Source organism: bacterium, assembly GCA_035419245.1.
Taxonomy (GTDB): domain Bacteria; phylum Zhuqueibacterota; class Zhuqueibacteria; order Residuimicrobiales; family Residuimicrobiaceae; genus JAKPUX01.
Window position 1 is genome coordinate 16241 of sequence record DAOLSP010000014.1, and the last position, 23716, is coordinate 39956.

The 23716-nt window shown below is 59.5% G+C and carries 11 protein-coding genes; 2 read left to right on the forward strand and 9 right to left on the reverse strand.

What is annotated here, in order from left to right:
- Positions 1 to 10: 10 nt before the first annotated feature.
- Positions 11 to 1714, reverse strand: a complete 1704-nt coding sequence (locus PLH32_14030; protein ID HQJ65727.1) for a D-aminoacylase — start codon at positions 1712 to 1714, stop codon at positions 11 to 13.
- 192 nt (positions 1715 to 1906) lie between these two features.
- On the opposite strand from PLH32_14030, the gene PLH32_14035 reads away from it, so the two are divergent.
- Positions 1907 to 6619 (forward strand): FG-GAP-like repeat-containing protein, encoded by a 4713-nt coding sequence (locus PLH32_14035; protein HQJ65728.1) that lies wholly within the window; start codon positions 1907 to 1909, stop codon positions 6617 to 6619.
- A gap of 75 nt (positions 6620 to 6694) precedes the next feature.
- On the opposite strand, the gene PLH32_14040 is transcribed toward PLH32_14035, so the two are convergent.
- From PLH32_14040 to PLH32_14050, 3 genes are all read right to left on the reverse strand, one after another.
- On the reverse strand, positions 6695 to 9586 hold the full coding sequence (locus tag PLH32_14040) for a glycosyl hydrolase (GenBank protein HQJ65729.1): 2892 nt from the start codon (positions 9584 to 9586) through the stop codon (positions 6695 to 6697).
- Between the two features lie 164 nt (positions 9587 to 9750).
- Complete coding sequence (locus PLH32_14045) at positions 9751 to 11061, reverse strand: cellulase family glycosylhydrolase (GenBank protein ID HQJ65730.1); 1311 nt, start codon at positions 11059 to 11061, stop codon at positions 9751 to 9753.
- Between the two features lie 16 nt (positions 11062 to 11077).
- Positions 11078 to 12868 carry a GDSL-type esterase/lipase family protein gene (locus tag PLH32_14050; GenBank protein HQJ65731.1) on the reverse strand — a complete coding sequence of 597 codons (1791 nt, stop codon included), beginning with the start codon at positions 12866 to 12868 and terminating at the stop codon, positions 11078 to 11080.
- Positions 12869 to 12953: 85 nt separating this feature from the next.
- Here PLH32_14050 and PLH32_14055 point away from each other — a divergent pair, with 85 nt between their 5' ends.
- Entirely contained in the window at positions 12954 to 14027 is a 1074-nt protein-coding gene (locus PLH32_14055; GenBank protein HQJ65732.1) for a pectinesterase family protein, read from the forward strand.
- A 3-nt stretch (positions 14028 to 14030) separates the two neighbouring features.
- Here PLH32_14055 and PLH32_14060 read toward each other — a convergent pair whose 3' ends face one another.
- Genes PLH32_14060 through PLH32_14080 form a run of 5 tightly spaced genes read right to left on the reverse strand, consistent with a single transcriptional unit; the run spans position 14031 to position 23693 of the window.
- Positions 14031 to 16829, reverse strand: a complete 2799-nt coding sequence (locus PLH32_14060; GenBank protein HQJ65733.1) for a DUF5060 domain-containing protein — start codon at positions 16827 to 16829, stop codon at positions 14031 to 14033.
- Between the two features lie 18 nt (positions 16830 to 16847).
- Complete coding sequence (locus tag PLH32_14065; protein ID HQJ65734.1) at positions 16848 to 19436, reverse strand: glycoside hydrolase family 2 protein; 2589 nt, start codon at positions 19434 to 19436, stop codon at positions 16848 to 16850.
- The gene (locus PLH32_14070; protein HQJ65735.1) at positions 19433 to 20629 is read right to left on the reverse strand and encodes a glycosidase; all 1197 of its coding nucleotides are present in this window, start codon (positions 20627 to 20629) and stop codon (positions 19433 to 19435) included. Before PLH32_14070 ends, PLH32_14065 begins: the two co-directional genes overlap by 4 nt.
- Positions 20630 to 20665: 36 nt before the next feature.
- Positions 20666 to 21865, reverse strand: a complete 1200-nt coding sequence (locus PLH32_14075; GenBank protein HQJ65736.1) for an AGE family epimerase/isomerase — start codon at positions 21863 to 21865, stop codon at positions 20666 to 20668.
- Complete coding sequence (locus PLH32_14080) at positions 21855 to 23693, reverse strand: cellulase family glycosylhydrolase (protein ID HQJ65737.1); 1839 nt, start codon at positions 23691 to 23693, stop codon at positions 21855 to 21857. The genes PLH32_14075 and PLH32_14080 overlap by 11 nt, the downstream gene beginning before the upstream one ends.
- Between the last annotated feature and the right edge of the window lie 23 nt (positions 23694 to 23716).

Consider the following 23716-nt stretch of genomic DNA (forward strand, 5'->3'; position numbering starts at 1 on the left):
GGGAGAAGGATCAGACACGGCGGATTATCCGACCGGGCAACTTGCCGGTGTGCTGCCCGCTGGAAACCACGATCTGGCCGTTGACGAGGACCAGATCGATGCCTATGGGGAACTGATGCGGACCGGCGAAGGTCGCCTGATCGATGATGGTGGCGGGATCGAAAACGACCAGATCAGCAAAATAGCCCTTTTTAAGCATGCCACGCTCGCGGATGCCGAACTTGTCTGCCGGCATGCCGGTGATTCGATGAACAGCCTCGGCCAGCGGCAAAACCCGGGCTTCGCGGATATAGCGCCCGAGGTAGCGCGGGAAAGTACCATAATAGCGCGGATGGGGCGTCCCCTGGCCGAGCAGGCCGGTGGGCGAGATTGCATTGCCATCCGAACCAACCATGGTGAAGGGGGCGGCGAAGGTCTTCCGGGTATCTTCCTCGCTCATACTGAAACCGCACATGCCCACCTGCCCCTCTTCCTCGATGAGGAGGCGGCGCGTGAACTCCAGGGGATCCAGTTTTGCAGCGGCGGCCAGTTCCTCCACCGTCCGCCCCTGTAATTCGCGGCGGCCTGAAAAATAAGCCCGGGTGATCATAATACTGGCCCAAGAACCGGTCGCGGTGATCTTGTCGCGGACGAAGGGGGCCATTTTCGCAAATGTCGCCGGCTCCTTGAGGCGGGCGACGAATGCGGCATGGCCGCCCTCGCGCGCCCAGAGCGGGAAGAGCATGTTCAGGGAGGTGGCATAAGCGGTGTAGGGGTAGCGGTCGGCATGGACATGAAGCCCTTGCCGGCGTGCTTCAGCAATGGCCTCGAGCAGCCCGGCGGTTTTGTGCCAGTTTCGCTGCTGACAGGCTTTGAGGTGGGAGATCTGAACGCGGACGCCCGATTCGCGCCCGATGGTCAACGCCTCAGCCAGGGCCGCTTCGATCGTGAGATCCTCATTGCGCATATGGGTCGCATAGAGGCCGCCGCGCCGAGTGACCATCTTGCACAAGGCGATGATCTCGTCGGTCCGGGCGAAACTGCCAGGTGTATATTCGAGTCCGGTGGATAGGCCCAGGGCACCCTGTTCAAGAGCAGACTCGAGCAGGGTTTTCATCGAGCGCATTTCGGCCGCATCAGGCACCCGATTGGCGCTTCCCATTGCAGCTGTGCGAATCGCGCCATGGCCGGCCAGGGTGGCATAATTAAGGCCGATCCCCCTTTTCTCCAGGGCCGCAAAAAAACCGGCCAAGTCCCGCCAACTTGCCTCTACTGCATACTCCCGGCACCACTCTTCTTTCGCCAGCTCCCCCTCCTTCCCGGCGATTGGGAAGACCGATTCTCCGCAGTTGCCGCCGATCTCAAGGGTCACTCCCTGTCTGATCTTGCTCTCCCCGCGTGGATCGACCAGCAGGGAGAGGTCGGAATGGGTATGGACATCGATAAAGCCCGGAGTGACTGCGTGCCCCCCGGCATCGACGATTTGCAGCGCACGGGAGGCGTCCAGCTTGCCGATTGCAACGATACGCTCGCCGCGAATCCCGACATCACCCGGGCAGGGCTCGCTGCCGCTGCCGTCATAGATCAAGCCATTGCAGACCACCAGATCGAAGGGCTGCTGTTGACAGCCGGTCAACAGCGAACGGCCTGAACTGCACAGGCCGAACCCCAGCAAGGCCGACTGCTGTATAAACCGCCGGCGTGTGGGATGTTTTACCTCAGAGGAGTGCTTCATAGGCTGCCACTTCCCTATCACTTCAGCATGCCGCATGGATCTTTCAGAAATATAGCCTCAAAGATCAGATTGTGCAAGCAAAATCTAGCTGCCCTGATTAAATATCAAATAACTCTACGCAAATACGTCAAATATAACGTATTGTAACTCCGTTGGACGAATACGGGGTTAACCTTCGTAGTGGAGTATGGTATGAAAGAAATCCGGACCGCCTCACCACACCGTCTTTCTTCTAGCCGGGAACGGCGGTTGCTTCTGGCTGCACTCTTGGTTCTCACGGCCCGCGCGTTCCCGCAATCCACCATCCAATTCACAGACATCACCACCGAAAAAGGGGTCCGGGGCTATCTCAAAAACGGCATCACGGCCTATGGCCACGGCTGTGCCATGGCGGATGTGAACGGCGATTCGCTCCCTGATATCTACGTCAGCAATGCTGTGCGCCACGCCGAGCTGGAACCCAACGGCGGGCTTCCCGAGTTTCTATATCTCAGCCAGAAGGATGGCCCCTATATCGACGTCGCTACGGCGAACGGCGTAGACGACCGCTACGGCTGGACCGGCAGCCATGGCATCATCTTCTTCGATTACAACAACGACGGGCTCTACGACATTTTTAATGCGACAACCGACGATGCCAGCCGCCTTTATCAGAATATGGGCAATGCCCGATTCAAGGATGTCAGCGCAGCGGCCGGAATTCCAGCCACCGGCCTCGGTACCCGCGGCCTCATCGCGATCGACATTAACCGGGACGGTTGGCTCGATCTGTATGGCGTCAATTGGGGTCCGATGGAAACACCGTCCGGGACCATCCAGGCCACCCCACCCCAGCCCAATGAGCTCTATATCAACAACGGAGATGGTACCTTCACGGTAGAACCACGGAACGGACCGCGCGGTTTGACCAATGACAATCCGGAAAAAGAGGGAACCCAGGGCGTTTCCTGCGTCGATGTCGATAACGACGGCGACATTGACATCTTTGTCTGCCACCGCAATATCATCTATGACCCGGTCACCGGATCAACCCGGTATGAACCCTCCAATCGCATCTACAACCAGCTCTTCATCAACGACGGCAAGGGCTATTTCAAGGATGAAACCCTAGCGCGCGGTCTTGCCGAAGCGAGCAACGATTGCAACGGCACCACCTTCGCCGACTATGATAACGATGGGGACCTCGATGCCTTCGTGGTTCCCAAGGATGACGATGACACCATTGGGGGCAAGCACACCCGGATCTATCAAAATGACGGGACCGGCCACTTTACCAAACTTCCCAAAACCGTCAGCAATCTGATCGGTTGGGGTTTCTCCGGTATTCTCTTCGATGCCGACAACGACGGCGATCTCGACTTTTTCATCGGCCGGACCCTCGACGCCAACCTCCGCGGCAATGCCTTCTACGTCAATGACGGTAAAGGTAACTTTACCGAGAATACCACGGCAGGGTTCAATTTCCGCAGCGGTGACCCCCGCGGTGCAGCCGTCGGCGACATCGACAACGACGGCGACCTGGATCTCTACTTTGTCGACGCCAATAAACAGCTCTCTGCTTTTTACCACAACTATCTGATGCGCAATGACTCCCAGAACAACAACCGCTGGCTCAAGGTCTATGGCCGCGGTCCCAAGGGCGATATGGGTGCCTTCGGTACCAAAATCTGGGTCTTCGATCAGGGACACATGGACGAGATGGACCACCTGGTGGGTTACCGCCAGATCCAGAATGGCTATGCCTACCTCTGCCAGGACGATCCCGTGCAGCACTTCGGCCTCGCCGGCCGCGATACCGTGGACCTGAAAATCATTCTTCTGGACAGCACCGTGCTGCGCGTCCCCCGCGCCGCCGCCCGGCAGCGGCTCTTCTTCACCAAGCCCAGGGATCTGACGATCCTTGACGGCGACGGCCAAACCGCCTTGCCCGGTGCGGCGCTGGCTGCCCCCCTTCGTGTCATCGTTCGCGATGCTTTTGGCAATCCGGCCATGGGGGTGCCGGTCACTTTCACCCTCCAGGAAGGGAGCGGCCAGATCACCGGCAGTAATCCGGTCTATACCGACAAAAACGGAATCGCAGCTATCCAGTATATTGCTGCTTCACTTACCGGTCCCGCGCACATCAAGGCGGCAAGCAGCTTGACTCCCGGCGTCACCGCCATTTTCACGGCCACCAGCGGTCAGCGTGCCGGAATTCCCGACCACTTCGGGAGCAGCAGCGGTGATCGCCAGACCGGCCAGGCGGGCCAGATCCTGGCCCAAAATCTTAGCCTGCAGGTGCTCGACTATCTGGCGGCACCGGTAACCACCGCTCAGATCCGGTTCGAGGTGCTGGAAGGCGGCGGCAAGGTGAATGAACTGGACAACTGCAGCCTGGCGGTCAACCCGGATGGAATGGCCAGCGTAACCTGGCGGCTCGGTACTCTGGCGGGTTCGGCGCAAAGAGTGCGCGCCACTGTGGCCGGCTTTCCCGCGCTGAGCATGGAGTTCACAGCGACCGTTCAGGCCGGCCCGGCCACGGCTCTTCGCGGGCCCGCATCACTCAGCTATTCCGGCACGGTGGGCCAGGCGTTGCCCCCCCTGACCTTCCGGGTTCTGGATGCCTTCGAGAACCCGGTCGCCCAGGTCCCCCTCTCCTTTGTCATCAGTGCCGGCGGCGGCCGGCTCAACGGCGCCGCTGCCTTGCAGCTGCAGAGCGATGCCGAAGGGAGGATTCAGGTGATCTGGTCTCTCGGTCCCGTCAGCGGCAACGGCAACAACCGGATCACAGTAGCCGGCGCCGGCTTGAGCGGCTCACCCCTGGAGCTGGTCGCATCGGCTGCTCCCGGCCGTCCCTACCGTCTGACACAGGGCGCCGGGGATGGTCAGTCCGCCTTGCCCGGCACACTTCTCCCACAGCCTTTGACGGTCACAGTGCAGGACAGTCTCGGCAATCCAATCTCAGGCCATGCGGTCCAGTTCAGCGTGATCAGTGGCGATGCGCTGCTTTCCGGCGCCTCCTCCACAACCCGGATGACGGATGCAGCTGGTATGGCGCAGGTCGCCATCACGCTGGGGCCGGGGGAGGGCGCTGTCACCGTCAGCAGCGCTGCGGTCTATAATGGCACAGTCCTGCAGAATGTACCCGTCCTCTTTCATCTGGCCTCGGTCAATCGCCACCTCGATCCAGCGCGGTCAACGCTCAGCCTCTCAAAGACGAGCGCTGTCGCCAACGGACGGGATGGTGTGACCGTCGTCTTCACCGGCCGTGATGAAAACGGCCTGGCGCTTGCCGGCGTGCCAGTGGTCATCACCGCGAGCGGCGAAGAGCTTGAGCTGAAACACTTCGGCAGCATCACCGACGCGGAAGGCCAGCTCACCGCACTCCTGCGATCGACGCGGGTCCAGGTGGTAACGGTGCGGGCAAGCGCACATGGCGCCCCAGCTTCGCCCGACACCCTTTCGGTTCGTTTCACCGCAGGAAGCGCAGCCCGGCTTGAGCGCCTCTCCGGCGAAGGTCAAACCGGCGAAGTAGGAGCCGCTCTGCCCGTACCCCTGGTGGTAATGCTGACCGATTCGTTCTCCCATCCGCTTGGCGGAGAGGAGATTGAGGTAACGCTTCACAATCCCGACGGCACAATGAGTGCGCTGCCGGCGGTGCACACCGACAGCGCCGGAAAGGCCTCATGGATCTGGACATTGGGTAAAAAGGCCGGGGCCTGCACCCTCTCCCTCACGCATGCCCCGCTGCCGGCGGTGACCTTCACTGCCGTGGCCCGGCCCAGTGCTCCCGCGATGCTGGTCAAGATAAGCGGCGATCAGCAGCAGGCCCGCGCCAACAACCTTCTGCCCCTGTTCCTGATTGCCCAGTTGGAGGACCAGTACGAAAATCCGGTGCCCGGGCAGCAACTGGTGATCACCATGAATGATCCCGGCAGCCAGAGTAATCCCGCAGGGTCGGTCTGGTGCAATTCTCTCGGACGGGTCAGTCTTTCCTGGCACCTCGGCACTTTGGCCCAGCAGCAACTGCAGCTCAGTGCCGCTGACGATCCGTCGGTTCGAGCGCTTTTTACGGCCACCGTCATCCCCAACCAGGTACCATCGATCAGCTGCCCAAAGGATACCTCCCTGAAAGCTGGCGCTTCTCTTCTCTACTACGTCAAAGCTTCTGATCCCGATGGCGATCCGGTGACGCTATCCGCCACCGGACTTCCGGCAGGCGCCCAGTTCACGGCTTCGACCGGTCTCTTCTCCTGGACACCCGGGATGGATCAAACCGGCGACTATTCCGTCACCTTCGTCGCCCGGGACAGCACCGGCGGCATCAGGCAAAGTGCAACCCTCATCCATGTTCAGCCCTCCAACCGGGCGCCGGTCTTACTGGACATCACACCAGCCGATTCAATCTTAAATATAGAACCCGGTGCCACGATCGCTTTTCAGTTAGGTTTGCTCGATCCGGATGGTGACACATTGGCCATCACCTGGCGGCTCAACGGCCTGGCCGTCGGCGACAGAACCGGCCTCACCCTCATCACCAGCAAGCCTGGGGTAGTCGAGGTGACCGTGAGCGACGGGACTTTCACGATCCAGCGGCGCTGGTATATCAAGATCCTCATCAGCGGTGTCGAAACCGATCCCCGGCCGGCCGATTTCGCGCTGCTGCAGAGTTATCCCAATCCCGCCAATCCGGGCGCCGCAATCGGATTCTCCCTGCCCCGGACCGAGCCGATCCGGCTGTGCATCTTCAACCAGAACGGCCAATGTGTGGCCACGCTCGCCGAAGGCGTCTGGGCGGCGGGTCACCACACACTGCACTGGGATGGTTGCGATGCTGCCGGCAATCCGCTGCCCTCGGGGCTCTACCTCTACGATCTGCAAACGGGCGCACAGCGTCTCACCCGCAAACTGCTTCTCGTCAAATAAAGATAAAAAAGCCTCTGCATGGACCGGGTCCATCCGATCCATGCAGAGGCCACACCGCGGCCGGCCTTCCTCTAGTCACCTCAGCAGCAGCATGCGCCGCACCTCCCGGCCGGCCGCTGTCTCGAGCCGGCAGAGATAGACACCACTGGCCAAACCCTGCCCCCTGAAAATCACCCGATGTTCCCCTGCCGCACAGCGGCCATCGATCAGCATCGCAACCATTCGCCCGGTGATATCATATACCGCCAACCGCACGGGGCCATCCTGCCGCAAATAAAAAGCGATCGTCGTCTCGGGATTGAAGGGATTGGGATAATTCTGTGCTAAAGCCGGCCGTTGCGGTGTGCAGGCTCGGGGCGCGTCGATCCCGCTCAAATAGTCGCCGCACGTGAAGAGCGGCGGCTTGCCCCCGTCATAATAGCGCCAGGTGCTGCCGAGCTTGAAGTAGATCTGACTGGCGTCGAAAACCTGAGCATCGATGGAGAGATCCGCTGCGTTGAGGGCAGCCGCATGCAGTTCGATCGTCAAGAGGTTTACGCCGGGACGCAGCAGGGCCAGCGCCTCTGCGGTAAAGGTATAGATCTGGCTGGTTTTGCCGCCGCTCAAGGCCGCTGTGTCCTCGCTGATCTCGCCGGCAGGCAAATTATAGCGCAGCAACTCGCGGCCGTTGAGCCGGACCAAGGCGCCGTCGTGGCATTTGAGCAGAAGGCCCAGTTTGTTCACTGGGTAGGGCAAGGTGAAACTGGCTGCACAGTAGAGGGTTTTAACCTCGCTTGTGTTGGTCGTATTGCCCGCAGCGGTCCCATAACCAAGCGGCGCCTTGCCACTCGACCAGCCGGAGGCGGGATAGCGTTCGTCGTACCAGGGGATCGACCGCTGCAAGGTATCAACCCTGATCGTAATCCGCCAGGATTGCGGGGTTTCATTGCCGCTGATGTCGATGGCGCGGAGGTAGAGCGTCATCTCCTCCCCCTGCCGGCCATGGATGGCAGTAAAATGCTTATATCCTCCCTGGCCGATCTCAAAGCGGCCGGGCAATTGCGCAAAGGGAAGATCGGCTGGACCCCAGGCGAGATGGGCGCGCTCATCGGTTTCGAGGTAGAGAGTGATCAGGGTGTCGGTCGAAACCAACGTACTCTCCGGCCGGACGATGAAGACCGGCGGGGTCTGGTCAGAGCCCGGGCGGCTGTACATCGGCGGCAGATCGGCCTCAAAAGCCGTGTACGGATCCCTATAAAAATCGAGGAATCCGGGAACCGAGGCGTGGCCCGGATACGGGGCAAAAAAATGGCTGGTGGACTCATTGCGCCAGACCATGGCGTAGCAGATCGAGGCGCAGAGGCTGTCCTCCTTAAAAGGCGGCAGCAGATACCGGCTGAACCAGGCGGGTTCTGGGATGCAGGAATAGCCCACCTCGGTCAACGCGGTGATTTTGGCGCGCTCCTTCGCGAGCAGGGCCGGCACTTTCAGAGCGCTGATGAAGGCGGACTGACGCTGGTCGAGGGGTGCCCAGTAATAGAAATCCATGCCGAAGATGTCCACATAGCTGTCGCCGGGATAGATCTTGAGATAGCTGTTGCGGGTGGTGAAATTGATCGGTGAAATGGCATAGATCAGGTTGTGTACATTGAGTGAATCGCGTAGAAAGGTTACGGTGAATCGCCAAAGGCGGTTGTACTCTTCGGCGCTGCAATTGCTGGTGCCCCACCAGAAGGCTCCGCCGTCGTGTTCATGATAGGGACGGAAAATGATCGGAATGGAATAGCCGTCGCTGCCGCGCAGGCCCTTGAGGAAGCGTGCGATGCGTTGCAGCCGCCGCTTGTAGAAATCGTGATAGGTCCCCCCTGGAAGCAGCGTAGCGACGACGTTGTCACTGATAACCGATCCGTAGAAACTACGGCCCTGGGGATCGTACTGGTGCCAGCAGAGGGTATTGATCCCCCCGCGGGCATAGGCCGACTGAATGCGGTAGATATAGCGTGCCATCTCTGGTGCCGAACCACGATCGACTACATTCAGATCCCAACCGTAGAGGCCGGGATAGTCGCCGCAGACGCTTTTCACGTCGGAGCGGTCGTCGTCGCCCTTCCAGCCGACGCCGTAGCCGGTGGCATCGTGCATACCGAAGATGAGCCGCCGGCCGCTTCCCTGCTCGAGATTGGCATAAAGGTATTTGGTCTTTGGAGTGGCAAGTGGATCGATCAAGCCTGGGTTGGGAATGTTGGCCTGGCTTTCGAAGGTGACACAGGCGTCGAGCAGATTCCATTCTGCCTGATCGAATTCAACCTGAGTTGCGCCACTGCGGTAGAGGACCGTCTGGGCGGCAGCGATCGCGGTTTGGAGCGCATATTTGGCGCCGGCCGGATAGGCCCCTTCCCCCATTCCCTCGCTTGCGTTATCATGCAGCGCCGCAGCCGCCGTCAGCGCGGTAGCAAGGGCGGTTCCGTCGGGAGCGAGAGCCGTCGCCGCCGCATCGCCGATGCAAAGATCGTCAAACCAGACCGCCCCTGATTTCACTGCTGTCGTACCGCCATCGAGGTACAAATAGATCCGGGTGAGCAGGCTCGAGACGCCCGGCGCAAGGCTAAAACTGTAGCTATGCCACTGATTATCGCCTGGCAAGGGCGCAGGCAGCCAGTTCTCTCCCTGCACATACACCGGTTTCAATACCAGTTCACAGGCGATCGTCGATTTTGCTTTCAGGGTGATATAGGGTGCCGCAGCAACATCGATGAGAGGCGGCGTATAGTTAAAATTGTCCCATTCGTAGGAAGCGGCTGTGCGGTTATAGCTGATTTGCAGTGTGCCGTTGACCGCCGCCAGGGCGAAGGTGGCGCTATTCGGAGCCTCCCAGCCGGTGAGCAGCGGGTCGTCGAAATCCTCCCGGACGCCCATCACCTGAGCGGATGAAAGCGCGGTGGAAGTAACAAGATAACAAAACACAAGGATCGCACCAATTTTTTGCATCGTAACCTCACTTCTTGATAGACAGGATGGGCGACAGACGTGCAGCGTCTGGACAAACCTTGGCAAAACCGCGGGCAGTTCGATAGGAGTGCTGGTGGAAGATGGAGGCGCGCCTGAGCGGCAAGCGCGCCCCTTGACTTGTGATGCGTACAGGTCTTGCTGACCTAGCGGCCCAGGGTCGTCATTTTTTTCGCATAGGTGCGCAGAATTTTAAGTGTACTCTTGTCGCTGCTGAAGACCGAATTGCGTCCTTGCGGCTCCTGGGGGGGATCGCCGGTATACGCGTCGCCCTTACGCCAGGTGAAGGTTTCAGGATCAGAGGCTGCGCCCTCACCTCCCCAGCCCCAAAAATTGCTCCCGGCCATGGCCGAACCGGATCTGGCGCTCTGGTATATCTCGTTGAAAAGCAGGGTGTAGTAGCGGTTCCTCCAGCTCACCGGAGCCGTGCGCGCATAGGCATGCCCGTCGCGCGGAATGCCGAACTCCTCGAGGGTTATCGGCTTGCCCAGTTTTTCGGCATAGGCGATGTGCTGGCGGACATACTCAACGGCCTTGTTTGCGGCCTCCGGCCAGGTCTCTGCAGGCTTATTTGGATCGAACCAAGACCAGTTGAGCAGCCAGAGGTGGAAGGTCAGATAATCGATATACGGGCTCGCGTGCGATGCGAGGTAACAGTTCTCTGACTCGAGGCTCCCTTTCAATCCTTCATTACCGGTAGTGACCAGGTGGTTGGAGTCCAGGGATTTGATATATCCTGCCGTCTGATCGACCCAGATGGCAAACTCGCGAAAATGCTGTTCGCGCTCCTCATTTTCCGGTGAAGGTCGCGGCTCATTGGCTAATTGCCAAGTCATGATGGCCGGATCATCCCGATAGACTCGGCCGTTGACTGTGTTCACCCGATTGACCAGCATCCGGATAAAATCGCGGTAGATCGCGTTGGCCGGCTCGTTGGTATAAAAACGCCCGCTGGTCCGCATCAGCCCCCAGTACCCGAATTTGGGATCCTGAGGAGAGGGGTATTGTTCTCCGGTGACCCAGGATATGTACTGCGACATTCCGCCGGTCCATTCCCAGTAGTTATTGAGAAAAATCACCGCGCACTGATCGCGTTTGGCCATCTCGGCGAGGAGGAAATCGAGTCCTACAAGCAGCTTTTCGTCATACCGGCCTGGTTCCGGCTGGATCGCCGGCTGGATCTGACCGGCATATCCAAGCCCTTCGGAAGCCCCCATGACGCGCAGATTGTCGATCCCGAGCTTTTTCAGATGATCGAGTTCGCGCATCAGGCGGCCGCGATCACCGGCCTCCCCCTCCTGTCCGAGCATGGCGCCGTACCAGAGGTTGGTGCCGAGGAAATAGTACGGCCGGCCTTGGCGATAAAATCGCGTCCCCTTGACCGTGACAAAACCGTCGGGCCGGGCGTACGCGCAAAGCGCAACCGTCAGCAACATAAAGAGCCAAAAGCGTTTCATGTCCAGTCCTCAGAGTTCATTTGATCAGGAGCATCTGCCGCGTCTGGCTAGCGCCGGCACCACTCAGCGTATAGAAATAGACGCCGCTGCTGAGGCCGGCGCCGTTCAGGAGGATCTCATGGCGCCCCTCGGCGCGCAGACCCGAATCCAGCACGCGCACTTGACGGCCGTTCACATCAAACAACATCAAACTGACCTGCGTACGGTGCGCCAGGGTGTAAGCAATGGATGTCACCGGATTGAAGGGATTGGGATAGTTCTGCTCAAGCTCAAACTGAATGGGCAACGCCTGGTGGCGGGACACACCGGCCGGCATTGTCGTTCCATACGCCTCAAGCTCTTTCACAGAATAGTTGACCCCGTTGACTTTCTGACAGAGAAGGCGTAGATAGCGCGCCTGTGTGTTGATATTGGTAACCTCGTCCAAACCGCCGTCACCATTTCTCTGAGTAATAGCCTTGATTGCGGTGCCTTCGCTGCTGTAAAACTGAAGGGCATAACTGACCGCATAGCCGTTCCCCCAATGGATCCGCAGAGTATTGAGCGTGATCGTGCGGCCGAAATCGACCATAATCCATTCTGTAATCTTGCCCGCACTCTGCCAGGCGGTTGTCGTGTCGCCGTCCACTGCCCAGCTGGCATTGCCGCCGCGCAGGGTCGACGAGGCCGTAAGTGGATGACGCAGGGCGCGGTTGATGACGACCGAGGGCAGGACCTCGATGGTGATCTGCGCGCTATGGTTTTCTCCCCCGCCGGCGGCGAGGGTGTAGGTAGTCGTCTGGGCAGGCACCACCGCCAGGGAGCCATTCTGCGTCACCGGCGCGCCATCGAGGGTGACGGTGGAGCCGTTGGTCGTCAGCCAGGAGATGATGCTGGTATCGCCAGCTCCCTCATCAAGCTGAAGCGGGAAGGCATTCAACGACTTGATGCGGCCAGGAGGGATATTGTCAATTACCACCCGTTTTGTGTCGGCGACTGCGCCTGCAGCAGCCAGTGTATAGACGGTACGGGTCTCCTGCTCGACCTTCAAAGAATCGATTTCCTGCACGGGTGTGCCATTCAGAGTGACTTGCGAACCAGGCGTCGCTTCCCAGTAGAGCATAGCCATCTCGCCCACCTCCACCTCGGTGTCGGTGGCGGCGAAGAGACGGATAAAGCCGGAGGGACTGTTTTTAAGATACCAGGCTGCCGTATCAGCCATCATGGCATAGCCGATCGTATTCGGATGGATGCCGTCAGGAAAGAGATCCGCATGGCTGAGCATGGCGCGGTACCAGTCGATCATAAATCCACCGGCAGCCGTTCGTACCGAGTCGATGATGGGTTCGATCTGACCGTGCAGGACCGAACCATTAATGCCGCTGCCGCCGCCATCTCCAAAGACCGGGCACGGCCGGGCGACGTAGATCTGCGGGTCGCGACCGTTCTTGCGCAGGATTTTGATAAAATCCATATAGTCAGCGAACATCTCACCGAGAAAAACGCGGTTTTGCGGCTTGCTGTCGTTGGTGCCGAGGGTGATGATGACGATGTGGGGATCAAAATCCTGGGCTTGTAGAAAGGCGGATTCATTCCAATAGGGGAAATCCCCGTGTTTCAGCATGGTGGTGCCGCTGACGCCGAAATTGCGGACCGAATAGTGGGCACCAAGACGCTGGCCGAGCTGCTGCGGCCAGGCGGTGGAGCCGCCGCTGCCGATGGTGATGCTGTTGCCGATGCAGGCGACGCGGATGGTCCGGTCCTGACCCAAGACCGCCGCGACCAGCAGCGTCAGCATAACAATACCGCTGCTCAATCTCATGTTCATCTTCTTCTCCCTGCAATAAAAGCGTTTGTTTGTGAGCCATTTTTTTCGTAAGCTACCCGAAACAGCTCTTGTCAAAGGGAAAATGATGAAAAAACTGTTCCTTGTCCTGTTACTCTGTGCAACCGGCGGCATCCGGGCCGGGGCGAAATATGAGGCCGTCGTCGATGCCCGATACAGCGAAGCACCCGGGCGTGTCGTGAAAGGCGTCCCCCATTTCGCGTCGCTCAGTCAAGCCCTGGCAGTTGCACCGGCTACCTCAGCGCCCTGGCGAATATTCATCCGCAAGGGGCGCTATTATGAGAAAGTGACCATTAACCGCCCGGAGGTTCATCTGATCGGGGAGAACCGCGAGGCGACCCTGTTGACCTTCGATGCGCACAGTGACACGCCGGGGCCTTCAGGAGGCACCCTGGGCACCTGGGGCTGCGCGACCCTGATGATCCGGGCGCCCGGATTCACCGCCGTCGACCTCACCATCGAGAACGGTTTTGATTATCCCGGCAATGCGCGCAAGCCGCCGGGAGATTCGACTAAAGTCCGGAATACTCAGGCCGTGGCGGTCATGCTCGCGGAGGGAAGCGACCGCGCTTTCTTCGGCCGCTGCACCATAAGCGGCTACCAGGATACTCTGTTTCCCAACGCCGGCCGCAGCTGCTTTGACCGGTGCCGGATTCTCGGCCATGTCGACTTTATTTTCGGGGCCGGACAGGCTCTTTTCGAGGGCTGCGAGATTGTTTCGCGGGACCGGCCCGATAAAAATCCGACCGGCTACATCACCGCGCCAAGCACCCCCGCAAGTTTTCCTTATGGTTTCCTCTTCCTCGATTGCCGGCTGATCAAGGAGCACCCCGATCTCGCCCGCGGCTCTGTCCGTCTCGGCCGCCCTTGGCATCCCCATGCGGATCCTGCGGTCTCGGGCAGCGCGATCTTCATCAATTGCTTCATTGAGGACCACCTCGGTCCCGAGGGCTATGCAGAGATCTCAGCAGTCGATTCCACCGGAGAAAAGATCCTCTTCACAGTAGAACCGAATTCGCGCTTTTTTGAATACGGCAGCCGCGGTCCCGGCGCCTTGATCACCCGGCAGCGCCCGCAACTCAGCGCCGAGGCCGCTGCCTGGTATTCCCGAGCGCAAATCCTGCGCGGCTGGAGTCCATGAGACTCACCGCAGCAGCAGGCATTTTCTGACCCGCCGCTCGCCTTCCGCCTGCAGCACCACAAAATAAGTGCCGGAGGGGTATCCCTCCGCCCGCCAGGGGATGTGGTGTGCGCCTTGTGCACAGACTTGCGAGGCCAGGGTTGCAATCCGCTCGCCCTGTAGATTATAAACCGTCAAGTCCACGTGACAGCGCCGGGGCAAGACAAAGCCGATCTCTGTTACCGCGTTAAAGGGATTGGGCCAATTCGACAAAAGCTGCAGGGATTCCGGCTGGACCAGACGTTCACGCACTCTGACATCCGTGGCGGGACTGTTGGCAAAGAGGATGTCATCCAGCCAGATTGCACCCGACCCTTCTTCTCCATCGCCCTTCAGGATACTGAACGCCAGACTGGAGGCCTGTGTCAAGTCGACCGCACTGGAGCCATCACTGGCCGTGAATACGCTGAGGGGAAGTTCGACCACCAACCCGACAGCCGAGGTCAGGGGCAGTTGATAGAGCCAGTAGCTGCTGCTGGTCCGGTTGATTTGCACGGCCAGGGTGCGCCCCGAGCCATCTCCTTTCAAAAAAAAGCGCAGATATTTTGCGCTTTTTTTCGCGGTAGGAAAGGTGCAAGAAAAGCCTGCGTAGGGCGGTTTGCCCGCGCCGATACCATAGTCGAATCGAAGCTGCTGACCGGCGCCTTCGCCCGGCTGTGGTTCCAGGATCAACGCACCGAAAGTTCCGGTACGAACCTTCCAGAACGTGCCCACAGGATTGGCGGCATCATAGGCTTCGAAATCATCAACCAGCTGCAAATCGCTCATGGCAATGGAGAGGGTATCGCCGATGAGGCCAGGGGAAGAGACCGTGATCCAGGCCGTGCCGGTTCCTGCTGAATCCGCCTGAAGTTCGATCGCTGCCATCCCTCGCGTGGCCAGGACAGTGTTCTCGCCAACCAAGCGACCCATGCCGCGATGGCTGAAATCCAGGCGGTTGCCGGCTTCGCTGCAATAGCGCCCCTCGCTGTCATAGATCAGGCAGCGGACTGTCGCCCGACTCTCCCCGTCGCAGTAGAGCTGGTACGGCGAGGCGGTCAAACCCAGATGTTGCGGAACCGAGCCGCGTTCCGCCGGCCGAATGATGAATGCCAGGTCCGCAGCGGCTGCAGTCTGCTGCGGCACTTCATCGATGAGCACGCCTGCACTGCACGGCTGGGTATGGAGAGCGATCCCCTCCCCCTTCCAGGTATCGTACCAGGTGAGTGTATAGACCGAATCCTGCAGGCCGTGCAGGGTAAGCGTACGCCGCGCCAGATCGCGGCCCCATTCCTCCCGCGTCCATCCGAAAGCCATGGTCCCGTCCGTCATGGCGAAGACATCGGCGCCGCTGACGGTCACCTCGGCGGGCAGGAAGGCGCGGCGTGCGTACTCGATGCCTGGCACCACACGGCTGAAGGCCTTGAGCTGTTCCTGAAAGCGGATGTCCGACTGATGACTGTTGAAAGCCCACCACATCGGCGAAGCGGCCTGGCCACTCGACCAGCTTGTCCAAAGGGCATTGTGAAACATGCGCGTATACTCCGCCGAACCGGGGGCATAGCCGCCGAAATTCTTGCTCGATCCGCCTCCGGCTTCACCGAGGATCGAAGGCTTGGAGAAGCCCTCCCACATCCGCCGGGCCGCGTCATGATAGGCCCAGACACTGCTGCGCACGGGATTGTTGGCGTAACGGGCCGTCCCGCCATCGGTCTCGTAAAGATGCATATTGGGCAGATCAAAGATACCATAGCCGACCGTCCAGAATTTACCGCCATGCTGGCTCGCTGTCACCGGCCGGTCAAAAGGATCATGCGCCCGAAGGAAGGTATAGGATTTACGGGTCCAGGCATCAGCCGCGGCCGTGCGTCCGGCGGCCCAGGCATCGGTGCCGGAGATCTCGTTGATGATCTCCCAGGGGCCCATCGCTCGGCTGTAGCCCCAGCGCGCGATGATGTAGCGGTACTGCTTCTCCATATAGCCCCAAGCCGTCTCGTTCTCGTAAATCTCGAGCACATCGCAAAGCTGCTTATAGGGATTGTCATTCCAGCGTTGCGCCCAGCCGGGGAGGCTCTGGCAGAAGAGATCATGCGGCCAGATCGAGAGCGAGAGAGCCATGTCACGCTCCTCCAGCCACTCAAGAATGTCATCGATCCGTTTGCACTTGTTCTGATCATAGCGCCCCAGACCGGAGCTCATCGATTCGATCAGGGTATTGCCGGTATCGTAGGTGATATTCCAAAAGCCCACCCAGTTGCAGCCGAGACTCTGGAGAGTGTTCAGGCCCGGTTCAGCGATCCCCCAGGGCCAGAACATGGCAATTCCAAAAAAGGGGGTCCCGTCGTCATGAACCAGATAGTGGGGATTGATCGTTGAGGTGTGCAGCCAGCCGTGATGGGCAGAGGCCGCCGCTTCAAAGAGGTAGGATGGACTGCTGCCGGTGCCCGCCGAAGTTGTCACCGTCAGTGTATAGCGCCAGTTGCCGGTCTCGTTGGGGGCGAAGCGCAGCTTCCAGAGATTGCGGTTGTTATAATTGTCGTAAAAGCCGCCTATACGCCACTGCCGGCCGGAAGGTGCGGTGAACACCGCCTGCACATCAACCTCATCGGGATCGAAGGGGTTGGTGTAGACGGCGTGATCCAGATCGATCAGGATTTCGTATTTTTCATAGAGCCCGATTCTCGCGCCGTTTTCGCTGCGGCGCGAGATGGCAGGGGCGCCGTTTTGGGCTAACAATCCAGACGCAGCCAGAAGGGCGGCTACTATGATGATGCGACCGTGCATTCCGGACTCCTTTCTGCTTCAGTTCGTATAGGTGTCCCGCACGCTCTGCATCCGCAAACCCGCCTGGATTCGCTCCGGCGTCAGCGTTGTAGCATAGAATACCTCCCGGGACTCGCCGGGCAGCAGATCAAAATAGTTATCCGAGAAAAATCCCTCCGGATCGGCACCTTGCAGGCAGAGATTCTTGGCCAGCACCGGACTGGAGAGGGTGATCCGGCAGCCTCCGGGTGCGGGTGTCACCGCGGAGCGCACCTCAGTCACCGGCAGTTGCAACGCTTTGACCGGCGCGAAATAAGAGATCTCGCGCGCCAGCACCCGGCTGCCCAGACGCAGAGTCAGCCGCAGCAGGGTGGTACTGCGGTCCTGTCCGGCGAGCAGATCGGCTGCGGACACGGTCAAATAAATCCTGCTGCTATTGGCCGCGATCTGTACCGGATCAGTCCGTGCAAAACCGGAGCGACCGTTGAAATCCATCACCTGCAGCTCTAGGGTTGCGTCAACCGGTTTGAGCGAATCGGAAACCACGCGGATGGCCACCGCTCCTTCCGCCTCGGTGGCAGCGAGCAGATAGGTGCTGAACGCCTCGCGCGCGAAGTAATGCAGTGCTTTCCAACGGCCGTGATAGTCAATGCTTGACCATGAAGCCACCGGCCAGCAGTCGTCGATTTGCCAGTAAAGGGTCCCCATACACCGCGGCATCGCCGAACGATGCGCCTGGATGGCCTGCTTGACCCCCTCGGCCTGAAGCACCTGACTGAGATAGAGATAACTGTTAAAGTCCTGCGGCAACCGATAATCATTTTCCATATAGTGCTGGATCAGCCGATTGCCGTACTCCTTGTCGCGCCGTTCATCCGACATGCAGCGCTGATGCGCCAGCATTACCGGTGAATGGAGTTGACGGTCCTCCGGCAGCGTAAAGCCTTCCACGGTGGCGCGTTCCGGATAGGACTGGAACCCGTACTCGCTCATAAAACGGCCGAGGTTTTCCCTGTAAGCGGCGAACGGGTGTTGGTTGTGCCAGACGCCCCAGTAATGGACATCGCCCTCGTTATAGGGAATGTCGTTGTAGCCGGTGTTGGGGCTGCCCGGATGGTAATAACGGCCGGGGTCAATGGCATCGACCTCGGCGGGGATCACCTCATCGAAGAGATGGTGCATTTGTGCTTCGTAGAGCGTCTGGACTTCGGGCGGATAGGTCCCGCGCCAGCCCCAGCCATACCAGGAGATCTGATTCTCGTTGTTGCCGCACCAAAGGGCGATGCAGGGATGGTTGCGCAGACGCCGGAGATTGTCCCGCACCTCGGCGCGGACATTTTCGAGAAAAGCTGCATCGGCGGGGTACATGGCGCAGGCGAACATCAGATCGTGCCAGATGAGAATGCCGTATTCATCACAGAGATCATAGAAAGCATCCTCCTCGTAGATGCCGCCGCCCCAGATCCGCAGCATGTTCATGTGCGCGTCGCGGGCGGAGCCGAGGAGCTGCTGGTACCGCGACCGCGTCACCCGGTTCTGAAAATTGTCCTGAGGGATATAGTTCGCGCCCTTCATGAAGACGGGTACCCCATTGAGTTCTACATAGAACGAACGGCCCCATTGGTCCTTTTCGCGCACAATCCGCAGACTCCGCAGTCCGATGCGCTGCTGTTTCTCCTGAGCTGTGGAGGCCTTCAGCGAAGCAGAGGCGGGTGCAACGCGGGCGGTGAGGGTATAGAGATAGGGCTCGCCGAGGCCGTTAGTCCACCACCGTCGGGGATGCTTGATGACAAAGTCGACTTTGACTGTCTGGTGTCCGGCCGTCAGGGCAACCTGCCGGCTGGCCAGGGTTCTCTCCCCAAGCAGGAGGGCCAGCTTCACCTGCTGCGGCCGATCAGCCTCCAGGGCGTACTCGGCGGTCAGCTTGGCCTCGCGATCGTTGAGAAGCTTTTGACGGATCTGCAGATCCTCAAAGCGAAAGGTGTCCCACGCCTCGAGACGGATCGGCCGCCAGATGCCGCAAGTGATCAGCCGCGGACCCCAGTCCCAGCCAAAATGGAAACCGGCCTTGCGAGAGTACATGTTGATCTTGACATCAGCCTGATCGTTGTTGGCATACGCCGTCAGGCGGAAGGGAGCCGCTTCCCATTTGGGAAGATTCTCCGCAAAGACCGATCTAAAATAGACCTCGAGCGTATTCTCGCCGGGGAGCAGAAAGGGTTTGACATCCGTCCGCCAGGTGCGGAACATATTGTCGGTCTGCAGGATCTGCTTGCCATTGAGGAAGAGGGCGGCATAGGTATCGAGTCCTTCGCAAACCAGCTCGATCCGCTTCCGGGAGAGCAATGCCGCATCGGCCATAAAACGCATGCGGTAGCGCCAATCCTTTTCGCCCACCCATTGCTCATATTTCTCGTTGACACGGTAATGGGGATCAGGGATAAGCCCCTGACGCAGGAGATCGGTGTGAACGCATCCCGGAACTTCGGCAGGGAGCCAGGAGATCTGGTCCCCGTCTGAGCTGAAAAACCAGCCGGAATGGAGCGTCTGCCGGATCACCTGTCCCGGGGCCGCCACTGTCAGCGACAGAATGCCGCAGAGTATGACGCCAACCACTCTGTGCTTCATAGTGACCGTCCCTTGCGCAGCACGGCGAGGTTGCGAGTGATCAGCTCGTTGCGTTGGGCGACACAGGCTGCCGAGCGCAGGGGATCGGGCGGGGTGTGGCGCACATAATCGACCAGCCGTTCCACTGAACTGACCGCCACGTGGAGGCGGGTATCGGAGGAGGCGTAATAAATCAAGACCTCGCCGTTCTCGCGCGCCACCCAGCCGTTGGAAAAGACCACATTCGAGACGTCCCCGATACGCTCTTCGGCCTGGGGGGCGATGAAGTAGCCGCCCGGTGAATAGATCACCTTCTCCGGCCGCTGCAAATCGGTCATGAAGAGATAGAGGACATAGCGGAGCCCGGCTGCGCAACCGCGGACGCCATGAGCCAGCTGCAGCCAGCCCTGAGGTGTTTTGATCGGTGCAGGGCCCAGACCGTTTTTAGATTCCTTGATGGTATGATAAAGGCGCTCGTCAATGATGTACTCCTGCTCGATGACAGGATGGGTAATATCCTTGCACAGCGCCCAGCCGATGCCGCCGCCGCTGCCGGCGGATATAAAATCATCCTGGGGGCGGGTATAAAAAGCATACTGGCCCTCGACAAATTCCGGATGAAGCACGACGTTGCGCTGCTGCGGCGATCGGCTTTTGAGGTCAGGCAGGCGCTCCCAGCTTTTAAGATCCCGAGTGCGGGCGAGGCCCGCCTGAGCTACGGCGGAGGAGAGATCACCGGGAGGTGCCGCAGGATCCTTGCGTTCGCTGCAAAAAATACCATAGATCCAGCCATCCTCATGCTTGACGAGGCGCATATCGTAGACGTTGATGTCCGGGTCATCGGTTTCGGGCATCACCACCGGGTAGTCCCAGAAGCGGAAATTATCGATACCAGTGGGGCTCTCGGCGACCGCGAAGAAAGATTTCCGGTCCCAGCCCTCGACCCGTGCCATAACAAGGATCTTGCCATCAAGTTCGATCGCGCCGGCATTGAAGACGGCATTGATTCCAAGCCGCTCCATCAGGAAGGGATTGCGCTCGGGATCGAGGTCATAACGCCAGAAAAGCGGGGTGTGGCCCGCAGTGAGAACCGGGTGGGCATAACGTTGGTAAATGCCATTATGCCAGGGCAGTGGCTTGTTGGGGCGGGTGATATAGGCCTCGTGCTCCCGGTTCAGATGTTCCAGGCGGTCGGCGAAGGATTCCGCTTGCATGATCGACTCCTTGATAATAATCCCGTTGTACAGAGTTCAGCATTGTTTGACGCGCCGCACCAATTCAAGGCAAGCGCGGCTGTTGTGATAGGGGCACTTCCACTCGGAAATCTTGTGCAAATGATGATCCGTCTCCCTTCCGGCATTCACCTTGTAATACCATTCGCCAAAGGTGCGGTCAAAAAAGTGGGCCTCGATGAAATCCCAGGCGCGAACGGCCGCTGTGAGAAATTCCGGCCGGCCGCTGTTCTGGTAGGCATTGGCGAATCCGACCACCGCCTCGGACTGCACCCACCAGTGCACCTCGGCATCAGTATGGCCCTCCTCGCATTCATAGCAGAGGCCGCCATCAGCAGCCACGCCTTCCTCCAGCACCGCATTCGCCATGGCCACGCTGATCTTTTGGCATTTGCGGCCCAACACCGGATCGCCTAAAGCCTGGGCCGCCTCATCGAGCAACCAACTGGTCTCGATGTCATGCCCATAGGAGATCTTGTGCGATTTGGGCTGCCAGTGTTCATCAAAAAAAAGCACAAGATGGTAGGTGCCGGCATCAATGATGTGGTCGAGAAAATTGTTGATGAGTTGCACCAGCCGTTCCCGCAGTCCATCATCAGGCCAGGCGCGAAAGAGCTGGGTGTAGGCCTCAAGCAGATGGAGGTGGGTGTTCATCGATTTTTTTTCATTCATGTCCACGGCGCTGAGGCGTAGATCCTGGGTAGGCGACCAGTCGCGACTGGCACTTTCGAGATAGCCGGTGTTGACCGAATCGTAGTTATGCTCCTCGATCAGCCGATAAATGGCGAGCGCGCGTTCCAGAGGTTCCTGCTCGCCGCTGGCGAGGTGGTACTCGGTGAGGCTGTAGAGCGCAAAGGCCTGGCCGTAGATCTTTTTGCTGTCATCGAGCGGAAGATTGCGCTCATCGAGCATCCAGAACATCCCGCCGTAGATTGGATCGGTGAAAAAGGTGGCTAACTCATGCCAGGCTCTGCGCGCCATCCCGAGGTATACCGGGCTCAGGTACTGCCGGTATGCGGCGGAAAAGGTCCAGAGAATACGGGCATTGAGGATCAATCCTTTGGGAGCACGCTCGCGGACCTGGAGATCGGGCGAGACCCGTGCCCAGAATCCGCCGCGTTCTCGATCGGGAGCCTCCTCCAGCCAGAAGGGGAGGATATCGCTCAGCAGCTCCCTTTCGGCGCGAAGCGCCAGTTGCTTGCAGGTTTCACTTGCCATAGGTCAATTCGGCCCGCCCCAACTGGGCCTCTCCCATAAAGTCAACCTTGATAAAATGCATTCCCGCCGGGATCGCGGCCTTTGCAAAGAGCAGCGGCCGGAGATAATTATAGTCGGCGGCGCCGAAGAAGAAATCCCGGATAGTCATCTCGATCGGTGTATAATCGCCACCGTCGGCTGAGAGGCTGACCGCAATGCTCTTTTCCGCTGATTTGGCGAAAAGAAAGAGTTTGATCGCCTGCAAGGGGCCTGGCGTATAATAGACGATCTGCGCCCCCTCTTTGCCGGCAAGACGGTGGGCGTCTTCCTTGAAGGCGCGCGAATTGTCGGTCTGCATGGTTAGATCGCCTTTGCGGCTGAAGGCGACCGCGAAATTCCAGCATTCATCCACCAAGGTCGTGTGCTGCACTGCGACCGGCCCGATCACATTGGAAGGTGAGGAGAGGCCGGCGGCATTACGCGCGCGCACGCGGTAATAGCAGGATGAGCCGATGGGCGCGCCGGCATCATTGAAAAGCGGCTTGTGCGCCACCTCGGCATCGGAGATATTGTAGCCGATCTGTTTCCAGGGGCCCTGGCGCGAGAAGGCGCGCTCCACATCATAGCCGGAGGCGCCGACGGCGCCCTGCCAGGAGAGACAGGCGGGATCGTCGCAGGTCAGCAACCGGGGCGGCTTGGGTGGGGTCAGCACCGGCGGGGTCTTGCCGCGGATGGCATAGGCGCGCTCGCGCAACAGCTGCATCACCTCGCGCTCGGCATAATTTTCACCCGAGGTAAAGCCAGGCCAGTGATAGGCCTTGTAGAAATAGCCGCCCAGGCCGGGCTCGGAGTGCCAGTAAAATCCGCCCTCGCGGCTGTGAAACCGCAGGCTCCAGATGAGCGCACCGCATATGCCAGGATGGGCTGCGACCTCGTCCAGCACTGCCTCCACCCCGGTGCGGCCGAGAAAGCCGAATTCACCGATAAGATAGGGTTTCTTGCCTTTGGCTTTGGCTGCACTCTCACGGATGATGCGAACCATATCGCGCGGATCGCGCTCGTAATGGTGGGTAGTGATGATATCGGTATAGGGATTGGCGATGGTCTCATCGCGCAAACCATAGCCGGTGAATCCATCGAGCAGAAGATGGTTCTTATCCAGGGATTTGATGTAGGCCCCCATCTCGAGCGCCCACTCATTGGGGCTGGCCAGTTCATTGCCGGTCTCCCAAGCGAGGATCGCCTTGTCCTCACGGTAGAGCACCCCAGTCAGGGTGTTCTTGCGGTTGATGATGTAGGCGATGGTCTGTTTGAAATCGGACTTGATCTGGGGGTCACTCCAAAAATCATCCGCCTTCTTGCCGCGGAATGCAGCATATTCGGCCCGTCCACCCATCCAGGGCCAGTTGTCGACGAAGGGGATAATAACCCGCACTCCAACTTCGTTGGCGGTGGCGAGCACCTGGTCGAGTGCGCGAAAAGCCTCTTCATTGAACTGGCCCGGACCCAGAACATAGCGCGGAATATCCGGCGTATCATCCGCTCGGCGCACGGTGATGACGTACATCCGGGTCGCCGTCCCTCCCATGGCCCGGATTGACTCGAGGGCGTCACGGATCTCATAGGCATCCGGCATCCGCCAGACATTGGTCTCCTCGAAAGCCATATAGTCTTCAATGCAGTGCAGATTGGGAATATTGCACGAGACAAAGCGCATCGGCAAAGGGCCATCCATGAGGCGGTCGCCGGAGACCGTAACGAAATGGGCAAACCCTGTAGGGGAGGCCCAGGCCGCCGCTCCAGCCAGCCATGTCCATACCACAAGCGCACCATTACGCAATAGCTTCATTGCGGACTCCTGTTTCATTCTCA